The 22,291-nt window shown below is 47.4% G+C and carries 21 protein-coding genes; 10 read left to right on the forward strand and 11 right to left on the reverse strand.

Going from position 1 to position 22,291, the window contains the following annotated elements; translation table 11 throughout:
• Nucleotides 1–171 precede the first annotated feature (171 nt).
• The 4 genes from BLS15_RS24845 to BLS15_RS24860 all read left to right on the forward strand — a co-directional run bounded on the left by BLS15_RS24845 (nucleotide 172) and on the right by BLS15_RS24860 (nucleotide 4,504).
• Nucleotides 172–1,131 carry a helix-turn-helix domain-containing protein gene (locus BLS15_RS24845; RefSeq protein WP_036667494.1) on the forward strand — a complete coding sequence of 320 codons (960 nt, stop codon included), beginning with the start codon at nucleotides 172–174 and terminating at the stop codon, nucleotides 1,129–1,131.
• Between the two features lie 200 nt (nucleotides 1,132–1,331).
• Nucleotides 1,332–2,630: an ABC transporter substrate-binding protein gene (locus BLS15_RS24850; protein WP_028533282.1), complete on the forward strand. Its 1,299-nt coding sequence runs from the start codon at nucleotides 1,332–1,334 to the stop codon at nucleotides 2,628–2,630.
• A gap of 91 nt (nucleotides 2,631–2,721) precedes the next feature.
• Nucleotides 2,722–3,675, forward strand: a complete 954-nt coding sequence (locus BLS15_RS24855; RefSeq protein WP_021257436.1) for a carbohydrate ABC transporter permease — start codon at nucleotides 2,722–2,724, stop codon at nucleotides 3,673–3,675.
• Between the two features lies 1 nt (nucleotide 3,676).
• Nucleotides 3,677–4,504, forward strand: coding sequence for a carbohydrate ABC transporter permease (locus BLS15_RS24860; protein ID WP_021257437.1), 828 nt, complete (start codon nucleotides 3,677–3,679; stop codon nucleotides 4,502–4,504).
• A gap of 233 nt (nucleotides 4,505–4,737) precedes the next feature.
• Here the strand turns inward: BLS15_RS24860 and BLS15_RS24865 are convergent, their stop codons facing one another.
• A complete protein-coding gene (locus tag BLS15_RS24865) occupies nucleotides 4,738–5,298 on the reverse strand; it encodes an NADAR family protein (RefSeq protein WP_021257438.1) in 561 nt (186 codons plus the stop codon).
• Nucleotides 5,299–5,532: 234 nt separating this feature from the next.
• On the opposite strand from BLS15_RS24865, the gene BLS15_RS24870 reads away from it, so the two are divergent.
• The gene (locus tag BLS15_RS24870) at nucleotides 5,533–6,225 is read left to right on the forward strand and encodes a Dph6-related ATP pyrophosphatase (protein WP_021257439.1); all 693 of its coding nucleotides are present in this window, start codon (nucleotides 5,533–5,535) and stop codon (nucleotides 6,223–6,225) included.
• A gap of 70 nt (nucleotides 6,226–6,295) precedes the next feature.
• Here BLS15_RS24870 and BLS15_RS24875 read toward each other — a convergent pair whose 3' ends face one another.
• Nucleotides 6,296–6,625 carry a carboxymuconolactone decarboxylase family protein gene (locus BLS15_RS24875; RefSeq protein WP_021257440.1) on the reverse strand — a complete coding sequence of 110 codons (330 nt, stop codon included), beginning with the start codon at nucleotides 6,623–6,625 and terminating at the stop codon, nucleotides 6,296–6,298.
• A complete protein-coding gene (locus tag BLS15_RS24880) occupies nucleotides 6,606–7,034 on the reverse strand; it encodes a tautomerase family protein (RefSeq protein WP_090514305.1) in 429 nt (142 codons plus the stop codon). Before BLS15_RS24880 ends, BLS15_RS24875 begins: the two co-directional genes overlap by 20 nt.
• A 115-nt stretch (nucleotides 7,035–7,149) precedes the next feature.
• Here BLS15_RS24880 and BLS15_RS24885 point away from each other — a divergent pair, with 115 nt between their 5' ends.
• On the forward strand, nucleotides 7,150–8,052 hold the full coding sequence (locus BLS15_RS24885; RefSeq protein ID WP_021257442.1) for a LysR family transcriptional regulator: 903 nt from the start codon (nucleotides 7,150–7,152) through the stop codon (nucleotides 8,050–8,052).
• A gap of 71 nt (nucleotides 8,053–8,123) precedes the next feature.
• On the opposite strand, the gene BLS15_RS24890 is transcribed toward BLS15_RS24885, so the two are convergent.
• Nucleotides 8,124–8,612, reverse strand: coding sequence for a cation:proton antiporter regulatory subunit (locus BLS15_RS24890; RefSeq protein ID WP_021257443.1), 489 nt, complete (start codon nucleotides 8,610–8,612; stop codon nucleotides 8,124–8,126).
• 24 nt (nucleotides 8,613–8,636) lie between these two features.
• Nucleotides 8,637–9,857 carry a cation:proton antiporter gene (locus BLS15_RS24895; RefSeq protein ID WP_021257444.1) on the reverse strand — a complete coding sequence of 407 codons (1,221 nt, stop codon included), beginning with the start codon at nucleotides 9,855–9,857 and terminating at the stop codon, nucleotides 8,637–8,639.
• A 185-nt stretch (nucleotides 9,858–10,042) separates the two neighbouring features.
• On the opposite strand from BLS15_RS24895, the gene BLS15_RS24900 reads away from it, so the two are divergent.
• From BLS15_RS24900 to BLS15_RS24910, 3 genes are read left to right on the forward strand one after another with little or no spacing between them, the layout of a single operon-like run.
• Nucleotides 10,043–11,176, forward strand: a complete 1,134-nt coding sequence (locus BLS15_RS24900) for a DUF418 domain-containing protein (protein WP_090514308.1) — start codon at nucleotides 10,043–10,045, stop codon at nucleotides 11,174–11,176.
• A gap of 15 nt (nucleotides 11,177–11,191) precedes the next feature.
• Nucleotides 11,192–12,307, forward strand: coding sequence for a sensor histidine kinase (locus BLS15_RS24905; protein ID WP_090514311.1), 1,116 nt, complete (start codon nucleotides 11,192–11,194; stop codon nucleotides 12,305–12,307).
• Complete coding sequence (locus BLS15_RS24910; protein WP_090514314.1) at nucleotides 12,304–12,909, forward strand: response regulator transcription factor; 606 nt, start codon at nucleotides 12,304–12,306, stop codon at nucleotides 12,907–12,909. Before BLS15_RS24905 ends, BLS15_RS24910 begins: the two co-directional genes overlap by 4 nt.
• Before the next feature lie 7 nt (nucleotides 12,910–12,916).
• Here the strand turns inward: BLS15_RS24910 and BLS15_RS24915 are convergent, their stop codons facing one another.
• From BLS15_RS24915 to BLS15_RS24930, 4 genes are all read right to left on the reverse strand, one after another.
• Nucleotides 12,917–13,501 carry a GNAT family N-acetyltransferase gene (locus tag BLS15_RS24915; RefSeq protein WP_090514317.1) on the reverse strand — a complete coding sequence of 195 codons (585 nt, stop codon included), beginning with the start codon at nucleotides 13,499–13,501 and terminating at the stop codon, nucleotides 12,917–12,919.
• A gap of 116 nt (nucleotides 13,502–13,617) precedes the next feature.
• Entirely contained in the window at nucleotides 13,618–15,261 is a 1,644-nt protein-coding gene (locus tag BLS15_RS24920; protein WP_090514320.1) for a glycoside hydrolase family 13 protein, read from the reverse strand.
• A gap of 121 nt (nucleotides 15,262–15,382) precedes the next feature.
• On the reverse strand, nucleotides 15,383–16,393 hold the full coding sequence (locus BLS15_RS24925) for a LacI family DNA-binding transcriptional regulator (protein WP_090514322.1): 1,011 nt from the start codon (nucleotides 16,391–16,393) through the stop codon (nucleotides 15,383–15,385).
• A gap of 167 nt (nucleotides 16,394–16,560) precedes the next feature.
• The gene (locus BLS15_RS24930; RefSeq protein ID WP_081819955.1) at nucleotides 16,561–17,514 is read right to left on the reverse strand and encodes a LysR family transcriptional regulator; all 954 of its coding nucleotides are present in this window, start codon (nucleotides 17,512–17,514) and stop codon (nucleotides 16,561–16,563) included.
• A 125-nt stretch (nucleotides 17,515–17,639) separates the two neighbouring features.
• Here BLS15_RS24930 and BLS15_RS24935 point away from each other — a divergent pair, with 125 nt between their 5' ends.
• On the forward strand, nucleotides 17,640–18,845 hold the full coding sequence (locus BLS15_RS24935) for an MFS transporter (protein WP_090514325.1): 1,206 nt from the start codon (nucleotides 17,640–17,642) through the stop codon (nucleotides 18,843–18,845).
• A 35-nt stretch (nucleotides 18,846–18,880) separates the two neighbouring features.
• On the opposite strand, the gene BLS15_RS24940 is transcribed toward BLS15_RS24935, so the two are convergent.
• A complete protein-coding gene (locus tag BLS15_RS24940) occupies nucleotides 18,881–19,468 on the reverse strand; it encodes a chloramphenicol phosphotransferase CPT family protein (protein WP_021257453.1) in 588 nt (195 codons plus the stop codon).
• A 390-nt stretch (nucleotides 19,469–19,858) separates the two neighbouring features.
• A complete protein-coding gene (locus tag BLS15_RS24945; protein WP_175460837.1) occupies nucleotides 19,859–21,958 on the reverse strand; it encodes a TerD family protein in 2,100 nt (699 codons plus the stop codon).
• Between the last annotated feature and the right edge of the window lie 333 nt (nucleotides 21,959–22,291).

A 22,291-nucleotide genomic window follows, 5' to 3' on the forward strand; every position in this document is an offset into this window, starting at 1 on the left:
CAGTCAAGGTTACGAGGGGCACGCGAATATACTTGCAATAAGATAAATATCCTCCTGCACTTCTTCTGCGGGAGGATATTTGCATCTTACAGCTAACTGACTAGCATGCTTGATGGAATGGCATTCTCTTCAGACGATCCCCATTTACAAGATGCAAAGGAGTGAACGGCATTGGATATTCAGTGGAAAGCAGCCGACATTGGGAAATGGACTCATTCAGGCATTATCTACTTCACATCCAAAATGGAAATGCTCGAAGACTTGCCCTGCAAAATGTACAGGCTGTACAGGCAGCATAGTCTGACCTATCACTGCCACGACTATTTTCAAATTTGGTATGTGGCAAAAGGGGCTTTCCGGCATACCGTCAGCAATCGGCAATTCGAGATTGAACAGGGTGATATTTTTGTCATCCCCCCATATACCTTGCACAGTATTGATATTCCCCCTGATCAGAACATTGAGATCTACGGCTGTGAGTTTATGCCTTCTTTTATTAACGAGCGCTTCGAGGAGAAACCGATGGAACCCCTCTTTTTCGATGTTGCCTATCTGGAATACTTCCTCAGCGGCGATGATAGCATACAATCAAAAATTACACTCGAACACATTACGGAAATGCGCGTCCGTCATGTGCTTAAAGAAATGCTTGCCGAATATGAGCGGCGATCCCCTTTCTTCCAAATCGTACTGAAATCCAACCTGCTTCTCCTCCTCTCGATGCTCATCCGGGAAATTAACAAGGATCTTGTGCAGGAGGGATACGAGAAAACCGAGAAATATCGCTCGATTATGACAGGGGTCATCGATTATATCCATGCAGCCTATCATGAGGACCTTCATTTGGACACGCTCTGCTCGCTAGCGAAATTGTCCCGCTCCACCTTCTGCAGCATATTCAAAGCATGGACAGGCAAGACATTCAATCGTTACCTAGCGGATCTTCGCATGTTTCATGCCCTTACGATGTTGAAGCAGCCCGAACTGTCCGTTACCGATGTCTGCTATGCGATCGGATTCAACGAACTTTCTTATTTCTGCCGCATCTTCAAGAAATACACCGGCATTTCCCCTACCTCCTACCGCAAGCAAGCGATCCAGCAGGAGCCAGGCACGCCACGCATACGATAATCCCACTTTTGCACACGAAAATGAAATCAAAATAAAGCGCATACATGCTACCATGGGAATACTCCAAGCCCAGAAGGGAGGGAAATTGACGACGATATTTGAACACTTCCAGGTGCTTCAGGCAGCATTCCCTACGCGCACACTCTGTGTAATAGGAAGAGCGGAAGTATACATTTTTGAATGATGGAGGGGGAAAAGTCATGAAAAGAAAGCCGTTGATGTGGTGTCTTGCATTCATTCTCGCGTTCTCCATGCTTGCAGGTTGTTCTGGGGGGGACACCTCCAGCGAAGAAGGAGCGTCTGGCAATTCATCCTCCAAGGACAAGGTAGAACTAAGCTTCTGGTATGGATGGACTGGGCCGGAGGCAGCAGCGCTGGAGAAGCTGATTGCCAAGTGGAACTCTGCCAATCCGGATATTCAGGTGAAGGGGTTGTCCCAGAGTGATTATCAGAAGCAGTTGACCGCCATCACGGGAGGCAATCCTCCCGATATCGCGTCCCAATTCGGGCAAAATGTAGTGCCCTGGGGACTTCGCGGGGCCATGATGCCGCTTGATGATTACATCACTAAAGACGGCGTTGATATGAAAGACTTCGTTCCCGCTGCGATCAGCACTTCCCAGCACGACGGTAACACATATGCCATACCGATTGCCATGCACGTAACGATGCTGTTTTATAACAAAGATATTTTGAAGGAGGCTGGCTTCAACGGGCCGCCGGAGACGATCAGTCAACTTAAGGAGTACATCAAGGCACTTAGCATTGTGGAGAATGGAGGCCGCCTGCAACGGCTCGGATTATGGCCGGGAATGGATACGTACACCTTCGCGAATGCGTACAATGGCTCGTTCTACGATGTGGCTGCGAAGCAGGTAACACCCGACAATGCTGGGGTCAAAGCTGCGCTCGAACTATCCAAGGGCATCTGGGATCAGTACGGCTCAGCTAATCTAGATCGTTTCTCTTCCGGTCTCGGGCAATATATGTCCGCTCAGAATCCGTTCTTCTCCGGCAAGTATGCCATGACGATTGACGGCGAGTGGCTGCCAACCTTTATTAAGCAGTTCGCTCCTACTCTCAACTACGGCATCGCCCCTATTCCTTACGACGAGAATCACCCAGAGCTGAAGAACCCAGGCAATGTAACGACAAGCGTATTCTACATCCCGAAGGGTGTAAAGCATCCGGATGCTTCTTGGAAGTTCCTGAAGTGGATGACAGAGCCGCAGCAGATGGCCGAATTCACGGCAGCGATTGGGAATTTGCCGACGAAGCTGTCTGCATTGAAGAATCCCGCCTATAATGATGTGCCAGGGTTCAAGGAGTTCTTGGATTACTCCACGAGCCAGAACTTGCGCTCTTTCCCAGCCACTTCCTTCGCCAACGAGTATATTGCGGAGTTCGCCGTACAGGTTGATGCCATTCTGAGGGGTACCGTAAGCATGGAAGAAGGCTTGAAGAAGGTGAAAGACAAGATTCAGCCGCTTGTGAAATAAAAGTTGTGTAGATTATGGCCTTCGCATCCGGCTACTTGCAGCAAAGCCAGAGCCGATTTACGTATTTGTTGACGAAAGGAGGGCACTCAAGATGAACGTCTCCTCATCCATTGCCCCACCTAAGCAGAAGAGAGGCTGGTCGAAGAAGGAGCGGCATACTTTCCTCCTCGGTCTAGCGTTCGCTGCCCCATGGATTATCGGGTTTCTAGCCTTTACGGTATATCCGTTCTTCAGTTCCTTATATTTCAGCCTGACAGAGTATGATCTGTTCAGCTCGCCCAAGTGGGTTGGATTGAATAACTATAAGCAAATATTTGAGGACGAGAGCTTCTATCGTTCACTTCGCAACACCTTGTTCATGACCTTCATTGCTGTGCCTATTACGCTTATTGTCTCCCTGTTGATTGCCCTGCTGTTGAATACGAAGGTGAAGGGAATCAACTATTATCGGACGATTTTCTATTTGCCTTCCGTCATTCCGATCGTCGCCAGCGCCCTCTTATGGACGTGGATGCTGAACCCGGATTTTGGCTTAATCAATACCCTACTACGCTCCTTAGGACTCCCCGATCCCGCTTGGCTGCTGGATCCCCAGTATACGAAGCCCTCATTAATTCTCATGAGCTTATGGGGAACCGGTGCAGGAGCTCTCATCTTCCTCGCTGCCTTGCAGGGCGTGCCGATGCAATATTACGAAGCGGCTCAAGTTGATGGGGCGAACTGGTGGCATCGATTTTGGAACATCACCATTCCCGGACTGTCACCTATTATCCTCTTCCAGCTCATTATGGGCTTGATCGGATCATTTCAGATTTTCACGGAATCGTACATCCTGGCTGGCGGGAAAGTAGACGGGGGCAAATCACTCGGCGGGCCGGATCAATCCCTGCTGTTCTATGCAGTTAATCTGTATCAAGAAGCATTCGTGTACTTGAAAATGGGCTATGCCTCTGCTCTTGCCTGGATTTTATTCATCCTTGTCCTGTTCATTACATTCGTGCTCATGAAGACCTCGGCACGCTGGGTCTATTACGGAGGTGACTGACGTGGCCGCGAAGCTTCGAAAATCGATTTTGCCGCATGCCGTGCTTATTCTATTCTCGTTTCTGTTTCTATTTCCGTTTCTATGGCTGGTCATGACCTCCCTAAAGACACCGGATGAGATCTTCCAGCTTCCGCCTAACCTACTGCCGGACACTTTCCAATGGTCCAACTATGCAGCCGCCCTAGAAACCATCCCCTTCGCCCGGTATATGACCAACACGCTCATCATCTGTACCGTCAATATTATCGGACAATTATTCGCAGCGCCGCTTGTTGCGTATTCCATATCAAGAATACCGTGGAAAGGGCGCGGCATCATCTTCTCGATCGTTGTTGCCACGATGATTTTACCCGCACAGGTTCAGTTGATCCCGCAATATATCATCTTCACAAAGCTTGGGTGGGTGAATACGATTTTGCCGTTAACGATCGGAGCTTTCTTCGGGGCGCCCTTCTTTATCTTCCTGTTGCGGCAATTTCTAATGGGTATACCGACAGAACTGTCTGAGGCGGCTAAGATAGATGGGGCTTCTGAGATTCGAATTTATATCCGAATTATTCTGCCAATCCTGAAGCCCGCCCTCGTTACCGTGGCATTGTTCTCTTTCGTATGGGCGTACGTGGATTTTATGGGGCCGCTAATTTATTTGAACGATTCAGCCAAATGGACGATAACGCTTGGCCTGCAAGGCTTCCAGCAGGATCATGGGGCACAGTGGGAGAAGCTCATGGCCGCCTCCACCATTATGACACTGCCGATGATCGTCCTCTACTTCTTCGGGCAGAAATATTTCATGCAGTCTGGCTCAGCATTAACCGGGTTTAAATAAGTGAGGAGGGAATTCGAATGAATCGCGCCGCAACGATGCATAAGCCGCATACGAACTACATGGCAGGGATATATGCGCTCGCCTTACCGGTACTACGATAAAAATGGAGCTCCGCATGTATGTATCGTGGGCAATCTATCGTTATGGTTGACAAGGAGAATCACTAACGGTTAAGTAAATAGGCTGCCCCCTGCCTTCTAACATTAGGGGCAGCCTATTTGGCTGTGGCGGCGTCACTCCGTTCCATTCGCCAATAACTGATCTCGCACTTCGGTTAGAGCGAATCCCAACAAATTATCGCCACGCCATTTCATCGGATTCTCCACATCTGGATGATCCTTAGCCATTCCAATACCCCAGATGCGGTCAACTGGGCTTGCCTCCACTAAAATCCGCTGCTTGCTCGCCTTGAGAAACGCACACAGTTCCTCATTTTGCGAAAATTTCGCGAAGTTGCCTCGCTTCACGATGTCATAACATTCGCGGCTCCACACCTCGTTGTCAAAACGTTTCACAGCACGTCCGAACGCCTTCATTTGCTTCGGGTGCTTCGCGTTCATAATGGCTTCCAACATCTCGTTATCACCGAACAGCCTTGCCTTTTCTGCCATCATATACTGCTCCGTGCAGCTATATTTATGGCCATCTACTGTAAAGCTAGCTGTCCACCATTGGCTGAAGCAGCTCTGATTGATGCTTCCGTCAGCAGGAGGCGTATGCCCCCAGAAGAATAAGTACTTGAGCTTCTTCCCCGCTTGGTGCGCTTTCTGTAACGCTTCAAGATTATATATCATCTCTATCACCTCAACTTGGTTCATCCTACCATTTTACTATAATTGCAATCAAAAGGCGGTCTCCATCGAAGGTTCTCATGCCTAAAATCGGAAACGCCTACTATTGCATTGCGCATATTCCTTCACACGTAATAGTGTTAAAATAAAGTATCCAAATATAAAACACATGTCGTGCGACATTCTTTTATCAACCGAGCCATATCTACCATGCATACAACAAAGGAGCGTACAACCATGACAGACGCAACAACTTGGAAAAACGGTGCTCACGGACATAAATTTATTGCTTCCTTCAGCGGAGGAAAAGATAGTACATTGGCACTTTATAAGGCCATGCAGGGCGGAGAAGCAGTCGGCTTAATTGTCATGCTTGAAGAAGAGGGCAAGCGTTCCCGCTCCCACGGCATGCCGCCTGAGCTTATCCGTGCACAAGCCGAGGCCATCGGGCTGCCTATATTTGCAGGTGCGGCAAGCTGGACGGACTATGAGTCTGTCTTTATGGGGCTGTTAGCACATGCGAAGGAGCAAGGTGCAGAAGTGCTAGTGACGGGGGACTTGGATGTACCGGAACACGGCTGCTGGCATGATCGAGTAACGAAGAATGCAGGGCTAGGCTTAGGAATGCCGCTCTGGGAAATGGATCATCTGGGGGCAGTTCAGGAATTCATCAATCTTGGATTTGTTACGATGCTGGTGACAGTCAATCTGTCGAAGGGCATGAAGGAAGAAGATTTAGGACGTGTGCTGACTCACGAGTTCGTGGAGGAGCTTCTCGCACGCGGAATTGATCCATGTGGTGAAGGCGGAGAGTTCCATACGACCGTGATCGACGGCCCTCTATTTAAGCACCCGATTCCGGTTCGCAAATGCGAAATCGTAAGAGACGGAGATTATGCATTTTTGCCTTTGGAGTTACAGAATTCGTAATTCAGCAATATTGAACGTAAAAAGCACAGTACTTAGCTATTCGCTAGTGCTGTGCTTTCTCTATCCATGATTACGCCATTTTCCCGAAGATCGCCTCTACCACCTGCAGCGCCGAAGCTGCACGCGGCCAGCCTGCATAATACGCAAGGTGTGTTATCACTTCCACGATTTCTTCCTGCTGCAGTCCATTCTCTACCGAGAGTCGCAAATGATAAGGTAGCTGTTCCATCAATCCGCCCGCAACTAGCGCAGAAATCGTAATCAGACTCCGATCCCGCAGCGATAATTGCTCCCGTTGCCACAGGTCTCCGAACAACACATTCTCCGAATAATCAACAAATGCCGGAGCTAATTCTCTTAACGACTCGCTTACATGCGGTTTAATTGCTCGATGTGCCATGCCATTCACCCCTCTTTGTCTGACGATCCAGCATTTGAGCAATGCCATTGCCGAACGACCAATCATCGAATTCATTATCAACAAGCACAACAAATACATCTTCTTTTCTTATACTCACCGTGTTCGACAACTCCTCAGCCAGCATCGCATAAAAGCTTGTTTTCTGCTGTTCCGTCCTCCCCGATTTAAGTGTGATATGGATATAGAGCAAGCCATCGCTCCGTTCAACATTCAAGTAATTCTTGCTGTAGAAAAATCCCCCCGCCCTATGGGCATGAAAGACTTGAAAATAATCATCTTCCGGCACATTGAAATGCCTTATTAAAGCGCACATGATTGACTTACTGATTTGTTCAAGTTGGCGGGTGTCATATTGCTCCTCCATGTAACTAACTCGAATGAATGGCATTTCCGATCGACTCCTTCTCTGAGATGCCTCCATTGTACGCCCGCTAATTCCATTTGTATAATTGAATAAAATCATGATCTTATTCGATTATTTCGATAGAGGTGACAACAAGCAAATGGATCTCAAAGAACTAACCGCATTCAAAACCATACTTGAAGAAGGGACTTTCTCCCGAGCAGCCGAGAAGCTGAATTACGCACAATCTACCATTACGAGTCAAATTCAACGCTTGGAAAAAGAGCTGGGCATACCATTGTTCAACAGAGGCTGGGATGCGGAATTGACCCGTGCCGGCCACATGCTGGCAGCGGAGATTGACAGTCTCATTCAGCATTGGAACTATATCTCGGAACAGGCGAAGGCATTGCAGCAGGACGAAATTGGGTCTGTACGGATTGGAGGAATTGAATCCATGATGGAGACGGTATTACCGAACGCATTGCGGAAGTTCCGAGCGCATAAGCCGAACATGCAATGTCACGTTGTGGCGGGAAACACCGATTTCCTTTCCCAATCCATCCTGCAAAAGGAGCTGGACTTTGCCATCTGCGGCGAGCCTTCCGACGCGTCTCCCTTCTATTTTCAGCCGCTGTATCAAGAGAGGATCACGTTCATTGCAGATCAGGCGCATCCTTTGTGTAGACAGGAGAATATCCCATTGGAAGAGCTTCTCCATTACCCGATCATAGCTGGCGGGCCAAACTGCTTATATTCGCTGCGTTTATCAAAGCATTTCGCCAGATTCGAATTATCGCCTAACTTGAGCACCGTAAGTCAAATATCCTCGATTCCACACTTTGTGAAGAATACTTCTGCCGTGGGCGTCGTATTGGATACCACACCACTGATGAAGGAAGTCGCAGCAATTGACGTCAACATCGCCGATCCCCTGATTCAAATCGGCTTCTTGCAGAGGCGAGGCGGCCAGGAATATATGCAGTCGTCCTCTGCTAATCTGCTCATGCAAATCATTAGAGGAGAAATGGAGGGAGGCAGCAAACACGGCAAACACAGCTAGTCTTATCTCAGCAAAACAAAAAAGAGCACCTGCTATTATCCAAGCAGATGCTCTCCGACTACAATTATCCGTTATCCTTGTGCGAGCAGCTCTTTGAGCTGCTTGATTTGTTTGCGCTCTCCTGCAATGACGAGTGTCATATTGGGCGTAAGCTGTACCTCAGGATCGGGATTGATATACTGCTTTCCTTTTTCAATAGCAGCCAGGATTGTTGCTCCCGTGCGCTGGCGAATTTGCAGCTCGGCAATGGATTTATTGATGCATGGAAAGGACGGCCCTACCTTGCACCATTCAATGACGAGTTCATCAAGTTCCACTTGGATAGTATCCAATGCCTTCGGCTTATAGCTCATGCCGCCGATAATAGACGCAAGCTGTCTTGCTTCTTCATCCTCCAGTGTCACTTGGGAAATGCTCTGCTCTGGATCGTCATCTTCGAAATGGTATACTTCTCTTCTGCCATCATCATGGATAACGACGACGACTTTATCCCCCGACGCAGCTTCCATCTGATACTTTTTCCCGATACCCGGTAGTTCCGTTTCCCTTATCGTTGCCATATGGCCTGACATCTCCCTTCAATCCTATTTATTTGGTACGTTTGCTTTTTCTTTGGTATTGCTCCATTTGAATATGCGGTTCAGACCGCTATACACATATTTCGACTCTTTCGCCAGCAGTGGGCCAACTATAGCCAGCACGAGTACATACAGCGCGGAGAAAGGTTTAAGTAAAGGCATCAAACCGGCTGATATACCTAAGTTCGCCACTATAATGGTGAATTCCCCCCGCGCCATAATAGTAAGTCCAATATTCGTCGAAGCCTTATAGGATAATCCTGCCTTACGTCCTGCCATCCAGCCTGCAACCATATTGGACACCACCGTGAGCAGCACAGCCCCTAGAGCCATCCATGCAGCATCACCCAGCGTCAGCGGATCTATGCTTAGACCGAAACTGAAGAAGAATATCGCACCGAAGAAATCCCGGAAAGGAACAACCAGATGCTCTATTCGCTTGCTGTGCTCTGTTTCTGACAAAGCAAGTCCAAATAAGAGCGCACCGATAGCCTCAGCTACATGCAGGGTTTCCGAGAACCCGGCAATAAAGAATAGCAGGGAAAACACGACTATAATAAAGATTTCGTTCGATGTGATATTTAACAGCTTGTTCAATACTGGCGGCCCCACTCTTGCGATGATGAAGAATACGAGCATATACCCCATGGAAATCCCTACGGAGAGCAGAACTCCGCCAATAGATGTGGCCCCCCCAAGCAGAAGGCCGGACATAACGGATAAGAACACGGCCAGAAAGAGATCATCGAACAAAATCATGCCCAATATCAGCTCTGTTTCGGAGTTGCCTGTACGTCTAAGATCGACCAAAACCTTGGCTACGATGGCAGTGGAGGATACAGACATCAGCCCTGCAATGATTAACGTTTCATACAGCGGAAAATTAACTAAAAATCCGTAAGCCATTGCCAGCACAAAGTTCAGTACGACATATACGGTACCACCAAATACTATATTGCGCCCAGACTTAATTAACTTCGAAACCGAGAACTCTAGACCAATGTAGAAGAGCAGGAATAGTACTCCCATCCGCCCGAGAAAAGCTATTATGTACTGACTCTCTATAAAGGTTAAGTCGAACAAGCCGATCACTGGAGCATGCGGTCCGACCAACATTCCGAGAACGATGAGGAAAGGAATGATCGAAAACTTTAGTTTCCCAGCGATTAGCGAGGCGGCGGTAACTAACAGCAAGGCGGTTCCAACCTGAAAAATCATATGATCCATATGGCGGCTATCTCCTTCTTTCAAAATCCTGTAGCCTTATCCTGCGCAACAATATTCCTTGCTATCCAAATTCGAACAATATGACACCTGTCATCCTAATTCCTTTACAGCTGTGAATATTCCACCGCCCCTCTTCCCCACTACAATAAAGCTGCATGATGAATATGAGGGAAGGATGAGTACATGTGGAACAACGTCAGGAGAGAATCCGTCTGCTCGATATTTTGCGGGGATTTGCAATTCTAGGCACATTGGGGACAAATATTTGGATATTTGCACATCTAGGAGATTTATCTTATCTCACCACGTACGCGTATACGGGCTGGTGGAAGCTCGATGATCTGCTCCGCATGATCGTATTATTTTTCGTAAATGGCAAGATGCTCGGCTTATTAACGATCATGTTCGGAGTAGGCATGGAAATGAAGTATCAGCAGGCGAAGCGTGTGGGCAAGGCCTGGCCGGGCGTCTATATGTGGGTGCTTCTTGTTTTGCTATTGGAGGGCTTGCTTCATTTTATTCTCGTAATGGAGTATGACATCTTAATGAGCTACGGCATAACAGGCATGATTGCCGCCTTAATTATTCGTGGTGGCGATCGCGCCATATCTATCACGATGAGAGTGATTGGCAGCGTACATGTCATCGCAATTTTGAGTATCCTTATGCTTGGGTTAATGGGCGCCAATATGTCACTAGGGAACTTTGATCAGGTGGTCACTCTCTACAAGGACGGTTCATGGCTGGAGCAAGTCCAATATCGACTATCTCATTTCGTACAGCTTCGTTTTGAGCCCATTTTTGTCATTCCGTTGAATGTGTTTCTGTTTTTACTCGGCGTTCGCCTTATGCGCTCCGGAGTGTTCGCTCCAGATGAGAATGGGCAGCGACAACGCAGCAAGCTTTTGAAGCTGGGCATCTACGTCGGGGTGCCGTTGAACCTGCTTATCTTCATACCCGGCGGCATTTTCGACATGCCCGTCCGCTATTTATTTGCTCCCTTTCTGTCGATTGGGTATATAGCACTCATTGGTAAAATGGTACAATATAACAAATTGGATCGACTGTGGCGCATCCTTGAAAACACAGGAAAGATGTCGTTAAGCTGCTATGTTATGCAAAATGTGATTGCTTCCGTGCTCTGTTATGGCTGGGGCTTAGCATTAGGCGGCAAGTTGAATTCGTTAACCATTATCGCAATCTGGGTTGAGATCTCCGTGTTCCAGCTATGGTTCGCTTCAAGGTGGCTGCGGATCTTTAAGCTTGGCCCTATGGAGTCTGTTCGCAAGCGTGCGGTAGGCATTTTTCAGTCTAGGTGAATCTGGAGGCTATCGATGAAGATCTACCCAAGAGATCAGATGAAACAGTTTCTGCTCATAGATGTAATTGCAATCGTATATTTGTGCTATTTTGTCCTGAGCACGCGTTCCGATCTTGGTCTCTTGGGATCCCTTATGATCCTAAGCTTATTTTTGATTTCCTTCTATATTGCATTATGGCATCGGAATATCTATCTGCTGGCAGCTGTTGTATCTGGTCTCGGCACGATTGCGGTACTCAGTATCTTTATTGACCCCAATCTTCTCATGTTCGGATTTATATTCGCCGATCTGCTGGGCAGATCGAAGTCCAAATGGCAAATCGGCGTCGGAACTGCAGCCATAGCCCTTATGTACGCGGTAGTCGCAAGATGGGGAGTAAGTGATTTCTATGCCAGGTATATGATGCATCTCCCCATTATCATTATCCAGATACTCCTGCCTTCTATCTTATACATAAGAGCGCGAGCGGCCAGCCTGCAAGGCCAGCTGGATTCTGCCAATGAACAGCTTGAACAATATGCCCTGCAGGAGGAAAGGCACCGCATCGCACGCGATCTCCATGATACGCTGGGACAAACCTTAACGATGATCAAACTGAAAAGCGAGCTGGCTGCTAGATGGGTAGATAAAGACCCTAAGCAGGCCAAAGAAGAGCTGAACGACATCCTCAACACCTCGCGAATTGCCCTTAAGCAAGTACGGGAACTCGTTTCCGAGATGAAGTTCATTTCACTGACAAGTGAGCTGGCGCATTCGCGCAAGCTGCTTCATACGGCTGGCATTGAGCTTGAAATTATAGAGCATGGCTCTCCCCCACTGCTATCCAGTGTCGAGGAAACGATGATTGCTCTCTCTGTGCGGGAAGCAATTACAAATACGATTAAGCATAGTCAGGCGCAGCACTGCACGATACAGCTTCAGGTAGTAGATAGCAGATATACCATATGCATAACGGATGACGGTGTCGGGCTGAATCAAAAAGAAGGTGGAAATGGCATCCTGTCAATGAAGGAACGAATGCACGCGCTGAACGGCACTCTTACAGTGAAATGCTCGCCTGCCGGAGGGACTGCGGTTGCAATGATGCTCCCCCTCCATCATCTCGGAAAGGAGAATGCAGCTACATGATTCGCGTTGTGATTGCTGAAGACCAGCAGATGCTGCGAGGTGCCTTTGCCTCATTGCTGAAGTTCGAAGATGATATTGGAGTATTGGCGGAAGTGGCGGATGGGAAGCAGGCATGGGAAGCCATACAGCAGCATAAGCCTGACGTATGCGTGGTAGATATTGAAATGCCGCACATGAACGGCTTAGAGTTGGCAATGCAAATTAGAGATGCCGGCCTTCCCTGCAAAATTGTGATCGTTACCACCTTTGCCCGACCTGGTTATTTGCAAAAGGCAATGAATGCCCAAGTGAATGCCTATCTGCTTAAGGATGAACCGATCGACTATCTCATTGAATCCATTCGTAGGGTCATGGCTGGAGAACGGCTGATCAGCACCGATCTGGCTGCAGTGCTCTTCATGAACAATGAGAATCCATTAAGCGAGAGGGAAGCTGAGATGCTGCGGCTTACGAAGGAAGGCTTGACGACAAGCGAAATCAGCAAATCCCTCTTCCTGACGATTGGAACGGTACGAAATTATCTGTCTTCTGCCATTCAAAAGCTGGATGCCGAGTCGAGGCAGCAGGCCGCGGCCATTGCCGAGGAGAAGGGATGGCTTTGAACCATCCCTACAGAAATTGCCCGACAGGGAGATCAAGATGGATCGTCGTGTTGCGGAGTACCTTCTTATGGGCAATAGCCTTTGCCGAAAACAGGCGCATCAGCACAGCGACCTGCAGCGAGTCACTCGTTAACGCCCCTTCATCACGACTGCCAATAAGGCTTACATCGGGCACAGCCGGCCAGGAGCCGGCTCGATGGTAGAAATCAGCGAGAGCTGGATGGCATGTAAATATGCCGAGATCGACTCCGCTCTGCTCCATCCATCGGGTAGCGGCGGTGACTGTTTTTAGCCCATAGCCCAAACCACGATAATCAGGGTCAGTCGCTACACAGCTAAGTCCTGATAGCCTGAACCTCTCTCCCTCATGCTCGATCGCTTTGGAGACAACTCCCGTATAGCTGACTAATTTTCCATCTGCATAGGCGTAGAAGGAACGCGCATTCAGCGCTTCATCGTGGGCAGTCGGAATCGTATCCTCTGGCAATCCATCCTCCTCTGGCCATACGCGATGCAGCAAGACAGCAATCTTCCGCCGTACGGTGTCGGGCATTTGATTGTAATAAACCGATTGTATGATATCATCCGCCAATAGTAGCACATCCTTTACGTGAAAGGTCTGGAGGCGACAAATCCCCACTCCCACTCTATTATCCACAAAACAAAAGGCCCACACAAAGGATGTGTGAGCCTCCATCACATATGCGATTATAATTTTACCGCGAACACCTCATATGGCTTCATCGAAAATGTAGTAACGTCGATTTCAGCGCGGTCATAGTTGCTCATAATGATCTCTGATACTTTCTCGTCAACAGCAAAACGCTGCTCTTGTTCAGAAATGTTCGCTGCCACGAGCCATTTCTCTCCTTCATAGATGCGGTAGTATGCAAATACCTCTTCAGGTGTATGCTCAATCAGTTCGAAGTCGCCCCATACAATAATCGGATTCTCTTGGCGCAGCTTGATTAAGCGCTGGTACGTATAGAAGATCGAATTCGGGTTGTCGAGATTACGCTGCACGTTAATCGTCTTGTAGTTGTCATTCACATGCAGCCAAGGCGTACCTGTCGTAAAGCCTCCGTTCGCGCTGTCATCCCATTGGATTGGCGTGCGAGCATTATCTCTTCCTTTGGCATTGATCGAGGCAATAATGTCCTCTGCCGCGTATCCCTTGGACAAACGGTCATGATACATATTGATGGATTCAATATCCTCTACCTCATCGATGCTCGACACAGGGCGGTTCGTCATCCCAATCTCTTCACCTTGATAAATGTAAGGTGTCCCCTTCATCATATGGAGAAGAACAGCGAACATTTTGGCGCTTTGCTCATGGTATTCCTTATCGTTGCCCCATCGGGACACGATGCGCGGCAGGTCATGATTGTTCCAGAACAAGCTGTTCCAGCCCTGGTCCCCTAGCGAAGTCTGCCACTTCGCCAGCACTCGCTTCAATTCGGCAATTTCCAGTGGCTTCAGATCCCACTTATCCTTGCCCTCCTGTTGATCCAATCCGACATGCTCGAATTGGAACACCATCGACATTTCCTTGCGTGCCGGATCGGAATACAGCTTTGCGATTTCCGGCGTCGCACCCCAAGTCTCACCAACCGTCAAGACGTCATGGGAGCCGAATGTCTTTTCATGCATTTCCTGCAAATACTCATGCAGCTTCGGTCCGTTGCCCGTAATTTCTTGATCTGGAATTTTGCCGATGAGATCGATGACATCCATACGGAAACCGCCGACACCTTTATCCAGCCAGAAGTTCATCATGTCATACACTTCTTGGCGAACCTTCGGATTCTCCCAGTTCAGGTCTGGTTGGCGCTTGCTGAATAGGTGCAAGAAATACTGGCCGCTCGCTTCATCGAACTCCCAAGCCGGGCCGCTAAATATAGAGCCAAGGCCGTTCGGAACGCCTCCGTTCACCGGATCACGCCAAATGTAGTAATCGCGGTACTCATTGTCCTTGCCTTTTTTCGCTTCAATGAACCATTTATGCTCGTCAGAGGTATGGTTTACGACAAGGTCCATAATGATCTTGATGCCCGCCTCATTCGCCTTCGCAATCAACTCATCCATATCTTCCATTGTACCGAACTCATCCATAATATCTTGATAATCGCTAATGTCATAGCCATTGTCATCGTTCGGCGATTTATATACCGGAGACAGCCAGATTGCAGTAATGCCAAGCAGCTTCAAATAATCGATCCGATTGATGATCCCTCTCAAATCACCGATGCCATCTCCATCGCTGTCTTGGAAGCTGCGTGGATAAATTTGATATACAACGGCGGTCTGCCACCATTTCACGTCTTTTGCTTGTTTCATTGTTTCACTCATCGGATACCAATCCTCTCGGGTTGAAATATGAAGCTATCTGAACTAAACGTAAACGTTTACGTAATACGTAAAAGTCATCTCTATTTCATTGACGTGCAATTGCACATGGATATACTCGTCATTACTTTGCATTTAATGATTTGACCGACTTGCGTACCACTAATTCATGGGGTATCACTTCGGACTCAATCTTTATCCTATGCTGAATCGCATCAATTAATTTCCGGCAGCCTTCTCTTCCCATCTCATACAAGGGCTGCGCAACTGTCGTTAGTGGAGGAATCGACATACGTGACACCTTGGAATTATCGTAACCGACCACGGATAGCTCCTCTGGCACCCTAATGCCGTGCTCAAAGCATGTCGATATAATGCCGAGTGCAGCCTCATCGCTTGCGCAGAATACTGCGGTAATATCGGCTTCCTCTTCAAGGAACTCCTGCATGGTCTGTTTGCCGGATTCGAAGCTGAAGTCTCCGGGCTTAATCAGGTTCAAATCTACCTTGATCCCCAGATCACGCAATGCATGCGTATATCCATCGATTCTCGGGGCACCAGATATCGAATCTCTTGGATTGGCTCCGGCCATCCCTATCTTCCGGTGACCATGCTGGGTGAGATACTGAACTGCGGTATATGCAGCACGGAAATCATCCACTTTGAGATAAGGTACATCTTCCCTATCCGACTTGGTAGATAGCAAAATAAAGGGAATACCCAGTGATGACATAGCGTCGATTGCAACCTCTTGCAGCTCGATGGACACGATAATGAGTCCATCTACTCTGCGCTCTCCCATCAACTTCAGGCAGTCCTGAATGCGGGAGCCATGGCTGCCGGCATGAGTCAGAATCACGCTGTAACCACGCGCATACGAAGTGTCCTCAATCCCTCTAATAATATCGCCATAAAAGGAAGTCGCCACATCCGGCATAATGACACCTATCGTATTGGTCGACTTCTGCACCAAGCTTCTTGCATTTTCATTTTTTCGATATCCCAATTCCTTGGCAACGGCGATAACCTTCTTCTCCGTCTCTTCGTTATATCCGCCAAGATTATTGATAACTCTCGATACGGTTGCGGTAGAGACACCGGCAACTCGTGCGATGTCCTTGATCGTAGCTGCCATCTAACCACCTCTCGTAGGTAAACATTCTCGCAATAATTCGAAACTGAATAAGATCAGCGAACATCCTTTTTGTTAGTTAAACGTTTACGTAACCAATACTAGTTCCCTCTCGCTATTATGTCAATGCTTTTTTAAAGCGTTTTCAGTCTATACATTCTGTGTTCCTCTCACCCTTTTGCCAAGAAACCGGACATCTCTGTGTAGGCACATTCGTCATCTATCGATCCCGATCCTTGAGCTTGCTCTCCCGTGCGCGCAAACATTGTCTTTGCGACAGTGAAGAAGGCTTGTACGGCTGGCGACGTGCATTGGAGAGGAGGACTGGCTAGGGCCACTTTACGCCAGCTCGATTGCTTCAGATTACCAATACCGATGTTGGGCTGATTTTTGAACGACAGCTCAGGACCGATGGTAACGCCAAGCCCTTCCTGCACCATACTGGAGATGGTATTACAATCCTGCACCTCAAAGCGTATGCGGGGAGTAACTTGAGCTTGCTCGAAAATTTCCTCTACATTTGCGCGATAAAGCCCTTTCGGCATAATAAAATCTTCTTCCTGCAGATCATGCACATCAATTACATCTTCACGTTGAAAGCGATGATCTGCAGGGAAAGCGACAACCATCTTATCCTTAACTAAGGGTACAATATGCAAATTCAGTTCTTTGTTCTGCTGAATGACGAAGCCGATATCAATGACCCCTGTCTCGAACCATTCCAAAATCTCCTCATAGGTTCCTTCATAAAATGTAAAGGCAATATTGGGATGCTTTTGATTGAACTTCGAAATGATGCTTGGCAAAATATTAGCTGATGCGCTGGGAAAACTGCCGATCCGGATCGTGCCTGCCTCCAGATTGGAAGCCAAGGCGGCTTCTTGCTTGATGATTTCCATTTGGTTCAATATTTCTCGCATCGGTATCAGCATCTTCTGGCCAACCTCTGTCAGCAGAAGACCTCTTCGACGATCACGAATTAATAGTGCAACGCCCCACTCCGATTCCAGACTAGCTACTGCGTGACTTACGGCAGACTGGGTCATATTCAGCTTTCCCGCTGCTTTCGTAAAGCTTCCCTGCTCCACTACATGGGAGAAAACTTCAAACCTGGCTATTGTCATAAGTAAAACCTCATGTCATATATGAATAGGATTCGTTTGATTCATGCTAACACGGGATATATACTGATGCAAGAAATCGATATTCATACTTGGCGCGCGCCCTGACAGTAAAGGAGACCAAGTTGATGAATCGTGTAGGCATCTATTTATTGGCGTTAGGCGCTTTTATTATCGGAACAGTGGATTTTATCACGGTGGGGATTTTGAATATGATATCTGCGGACATGAATGTGTCCATTGGGATGGCAGGCCAGCTTGTCACTATTTTTTCTATTTCATTTGTTATCGGATCATTGATTCTCGTTGCGTTGACGATCCGATTTGAACGCAAAAAAGTATTGTTATATTCCCTTGCCATCTTTTTGGTTGGCAATCTTACAGCGTTTCTAAGCACCCGATTTGAAATTCTTATGGTCTCACGCGTTCTTTTGGCTGCGAGCGGCGGTCTGTTCACTGTGATCGCTACCGTGTTCGCTGCTAAGCTGGCCTCACCTGGCAAGCAAGGTGCTGCTATTGCTACAGTGACTACTGGCTTTAGCGCTGCACTCGTGTTCGGAATGCCCATTGGCACGCTGCTAACATCATACATGGATTGGCACTTCATTTTCCTTATCATGGGTGCAATCACGGTGCTTCTCATTATCATGCTTGCACGGATGATCCCAACCGTTCCAGGACAAACGCCAATACCGTTAAAAGAACAGCTGCTGATCATCAAGGATAAACGAGTATTCAGCGGTTTATTGACGACATTATTTTGGATCATCGGCTATACGATTACGTTTACTTACATTTCACCGCTTTTACAGGAGATAGGGCATTTTTCCGTTGAAATGATTAGTACGGCACTCCTTATCTTAGGGATATTTGCCTTTTTCGGCTCTCGCTTCGGCGGCTATGCATCTGACAAATGGGGCGCAAACGTAACGATTCGATCCAGCCTCGTCCTGCACGTACTGGCGCTAATTGCTTTGCCTGTGGCGCTTGGTTCGACTTGGGGGGCTATGGTCACGATCATGGTATGGGGATTCTCTTCTTGGACGACAACCACGGCCAATCAAATCTATCTCATTTCCTTGAAATCTTCCGCTTCCGAAATCATATTAAGCTATCAGACAGCCGTATTGAACATTGGCATTTCCTTAGGCGCGGCCGTAGGAGGCGTACTAGTTGAACGAGTGCCGATTTTCCACTTCGGTTGGATTAGCAGTGTAATGGTGCTTATTGCTTTCGTTACAGCGTCCTATTCCTTCCTGTTAAGCGGGCGTATGAAGAATCGAATGGAGAAACTCGACTTATGCTGTGAATGTCCAAACAAAATAAAGTATTAAACTGCCGCTGTTTTGTTAACTGAAGGATACGGCTTTTATGAAACACCAACACTTCTTTTATTTAACTTCTTAAAAGCAGAGTATTCACGATTTGATCTAATAAAATTTAATATCAAATTGGCGCATTCATCTGGACTCAAGGTTTCAGTATTTAGTTCAAGGTCATACTCATTAAGGCAATAAACTTTATCATACTGAGAGATTGCTAAACCAATCTCTCTATCTCCCCTTAGTTTTTCTCTCCTAATAAGCTCCTCTTTCGAGCATGTTACTCCTACAAGCAGTACAGGATGATCCATTAATAAACCTAGAAATGTATTAAATCGATCGTCAGTATCATTTACTGTATCTACAACTATATTCGTCCCCATTACCGACATAAATTTAATTGTTGAATAAAACAAAGTAATCAATGGTTCAATAATGATATGGGTTGGGCCTTGCGCATCTTCTGCATATTTGGTGTTAATGAAATCAATGTAGTCATGAAACAATCCATTAAAAAAATCATCAATTGATAAATGATAAAACGAGATTTCATTTTGGTTTAATAGTTCAGTCGCTATGGAAGTCTTTCCGGAACTTGAGGTTCCATTTAGAAAAACGATTATCCCTTGCTTCAATTTAATCGCCCCTTCAAAAAATAATCATTGCGTTTGCGCATCTTCTCTTCCAGATAACGTCTTTTTTGCAAACATAGTAAAATCCGTCATATCTAAGGTATTCGTGTAGTGATTAAGCAAACCTGCCCGTTAGCTTAGCCATCGGGCGCCAGACTACAATTTTATTTTCTTAGTCTAATACTTTATTTTCCCCTGACAGTGAAATCAAATAAAAACATACAGAAGCCCACATAAGCTGTGTTCAGCATATGGTGGGCTTCATGACCTTTTATAACCTATATATGCATGGACTGCCGAAATCGCCTCACTATTAAAAACAAGGGCGGCAAGCCAAGATTGGATAACCGATGTCCTGACTTGCCGCCATCTATAGAGCCTAAGCATGTGCACTCATATAAGGTATTCCGCCATAATCTGCTCGATATCGTAAGGAGTAACTCCTTCGTCTACCGAGAAGATCGAACTTGCTTGATCTGCCGTTGCAACAACTTCCCCTCTTGCTTGGGCATGGAGCATGAACAGATCGTACAGATTCGGCTTTTGCAGCGTAGTCATCGCCTTGCCGATCAAGACCATCCCTTTTTGATTCCCTTCTACATTGTTGCAGTAGTCTGGATGTCTTGTCAGCGAGAGATCGGTCCAAATTACAGTTCGCTCTACCAAATCCAAAATAACAGGAATTGCAATCCTCGTATCAGCTGTGACATCAATTTTATTTGCGACCGTTGCAGGCTCGAATATCTCGCCGGAACCCGGCTTCTTGCGCATCATCCAACCTGCGAAGCACTCCGGCAATTCGCAATACGGCTGCATCGTAAAGGAATGAAGCGAAGCGACAATATAACGACCGCCATAATCCACAATCGATGGAATGTGCAGATCAATAAATTCACAGGCTCCTTTTGGTGCGGACACGATGTCGCCGCTATGCACAGCCCGGTACTTCGAGGATCGCAAATTCGTGTATGAGATATGCTCAACATACTGCCAATTGTGATCGTACATGACAGCGGACAGATCGATATCCACACGGCCGGTAGGAATGCTGTTCACCGTACCTTCCTTCCACCAGGTGAAGAAGCGAACCGTGTCCCCTTCCTCCATCGGCACGCGGCTTCCCCGAACGATCGTGTGCAGCGCCTTACTCGCCGAACGCTGGGAGAACGGAACATTATACCGCTTCATACGTTCATCGACATACACCTTTCCGAGCGATGGAAGCGCCGAGAACCGCTCCATAAGCGTCTGTTCACACAACTGCACAATATCTTGGCATACCGCTGTATCGAGCGCTGGGAGCGTATTGGGAATTGCTACAGCCTTGGCAACATTCCCTTTCGGGAAGAAGGTACGAAGCTCCTTAGGCTCGTTGCGATGGGTGAAATGGGACTTCACTTGCATGAGCACAGGTGTCGACACCTGATTCGCGATTTCGCCGAATGCCAATACCACGTACTCCGCTTGTTCCGCAATGCGCAGCAAGTGATCGAGCCTTCTGGCGAACTCGCCTGGGCGCTTCGTCAACAGATCAATTAGCGTCCACACATTCTGATATTGGAAAGCAAGCTCCACACTACTGTTATAAGTCGTAAAGGGCTTCTTATTGCGCAATATATCAAAGGCTTCCTTACTTCTCCCAAATTGCTGCTTATATTCCGATGGATGCAAAATCTCGCCTAACCGAATCCAGCGCTGCTTATATCTCAGCATATCCTCGGTAATCGCTCCGCATTGTTCAAGCAGACCAAGCAGCAGCCGTCTCTCCGGGCGCTTGAACTTGCGGAAGCGCGTAGGCTCAGCCAGACTAACGTCGCCAGACGACCAAGCGACAGCGAGACGCAGGACATCGGTAGCCGTCTTGAAGTACGGCCGGATCACATTCAGGCTCGCCTTGTCATGCTTCAATAAGGAGCCGGCCACGAAGCCGACATTCTCCTTGAATGGAATCTCGTCAGGGAGAATATCCCCCAACTCATCTGCATCCGCATCTTCGATAGCGGCGTCGATATCGTTCTGATCTGTCTCGGAAATGGATCCCTTAGCCTGAATAAGCTGGCGAATCATCCAATGGAATTCTGCTCTGCTGCCCAGGTCAATAACCTTCAGGTCGATCTGATCCAGCAGTGGCGGTCGACTTGCTGCCTCGTAGCGTGGCACATCCAAGGTCACATAATGATAAATCGCATTCAGGTACAGCTCCACGTCATCTTCCTGCATCACCTGCTCCGGGAAATCCGGATACATCGGTGTGTATGCCACATGGGCACCTACCATTACCTTAAGATCGGTGACCAGTTCCTGATAAAATACAGTGAACTGATCCTTGGACAAGGTACGGACAGCATTGATTAATGGCTTCGAGAACGTATACCCAAGCTGCTCTATGTTCTTCAACGCTGTAGCCAAATGGGCTGCAGAGATTCGATGATCTTCTTGCCCTTGGTTCACAATCAATTTATTCGCTCTTCGCAGATAGATGGTATTCATCATCATAAAAAGACTCCAGGAAAGCCATATCCCTAATTTCAATGGGAGATTCAATAGAAGGAAGGAATATGATAGCCTGGATGCCCCCTTTCCTAATTAACATCTTCAGGAGAGCTGCGACCCTAATTCGCCAATGAGTTAGAAGGAAGGATCGCAATAGCCTGAAGGTCAAAAGCTCAAAGCCAAGTGGCTTCAAACCTTTGATGCATCCATCTTCACATACTTCACACCGCGCGAACAGGGTGAAAGTATTACGACTGCCGCGATTTGGTCATACAAAATGGAAGATACTTAACCTAAAAAAGTCGCCAGCTCTCTCAATGATGTGAAAGAGCT

This window comes from Paenibacillus sp. cl6col (assembly GCF_900102125.1).
Taxonomy (GTDB): domain Bacteria; phylum Bacillota; class Bacilli; order Paenibacillales; family Paenibacillaceae; genus Paenibacillus_B; species Paenibacillus_B suaedae.

What these genes read in the sequence shown, in the direction of transcription:
- BLS15_RS24850 (WP_028533282.1), top strand. Translation starts at nt 1,332, where the DNA reads ATGAAAAGAAAGCCGTTGATGTGGTGTCTTGCATTCATTCTCGCGTTC.
- BLS15_RS24855 (WP_021257436.1), top strand. Translation starts at nt 2,722, where the DNA reads ATGAACGTCTCCTCATCCATTGCCCCACCTAAGCAGAAGAGAGGCTGG.
- BLS15_RS24865 (WP_021257438.1), bottom strand. Translation starts at nt 5,298, where the DNA reads ATGATATATAATCTTGAAGCGTTACAGAAAGCGCACCAAGCGGGGAAG.
- BLS15_RS24870 (WP_021257439.1), top strand. Translation starts at nt 5,533, where the DNA reads ATGACAGACGCAACAACTTGGAAAAACGGTGCTCACGGACATAAATTT.
- BLS15_RS24875 (WP_021257440.1), bottom strand. Translation starts at nt 6,625, where the DNA reads ATGGCACATCGAGCAATTAAACCGCATGTAAGCGAGTCGTTAAGAGAA.
- BLS15_RS24880 (WP_090514305.1), bottom strand. Translation starts at nt 7,034, where the DNA reads ATGCCATTCATTCGAGTTAGTTACATGGAGGAGCAATATGACACCCGC.
- BLS15_RS24885 (WP_021257442.1), top strand. Translation starts at nt 7,150, where the DNA reads ATGGATCTCAAAGAACTAACCGCATTCAAAACCATACTTGAAGAAGGG.
- BLS15_RS24890 (WP_021257443.1), bottom strand. Translation starts at nt 8,612, where the DNA reads ATGGCAACGATAAGGGAAACGGAACTACCGGGTATCGGGAAAAAGTAT.
- BLS15_RS24895 (WP_021257444.1), bottom strand. Translation starts at nt 9,857, where the DNA reads ATGGATCATATGATTTTTCAGGTTGGAACCGCCTTGCTGTTAGTTACC.
- BLS15_RS24905 (WP_090514311.1), top strand. Translation starts at nt 11,192, where the DNA reads ATGAAGATCTACCCAAGAGATCAGATGAAACAGTTTCTGCTCATAGAT.
- BLS15_RS24910 (WP_090514314.1), top strand. Translation starts at nt 12,304, where the DNA reads ATGATTCGCGTTGTGATTGCTGAAGACCAGCAGATGCTGCGAGGTGCC.
- BLS15_RS24920 (WP_090514320.1), bottom strand. Translation starts at nt 15,261, where the DNA reads ATGAGTGAAACAATGAAACAAGCAAAAGACGTGAAATGGTGGCAGACC.
- BLS15_RS24925 (WP_090514322.1), bottom strand. Translation starts at nt 16,393, where the DNA reads ATGGCAGCTACGATCAAGGACATCGCACGAGTTGCCGGTGTCTCTACC.
- BLS15_RS24930 (WP_081819955.1), bottom strand. Translation starts at nt 17,514, where the DNA reads ATGACAATAGCCAGGTTTGAAGTTTTCTCCCATGTAGTGGAGCAGGGA.
- BLS15_RS24935 (WP_090514325.1), top strand. Translation starts at nt 17,640, where the DNA reads ATGAATCGTGTAGGCATCTATTTATTGGCGTTAGGCGCTTTTATTATC.
- BLS15_RS24945 (WP_175460837.1), bottom strand. Translation starts at nt 21,958, where the DNA reads ATGATGAATACCATCTATCTGCGAAGAGCGAATAAATTGATTGTGAAC.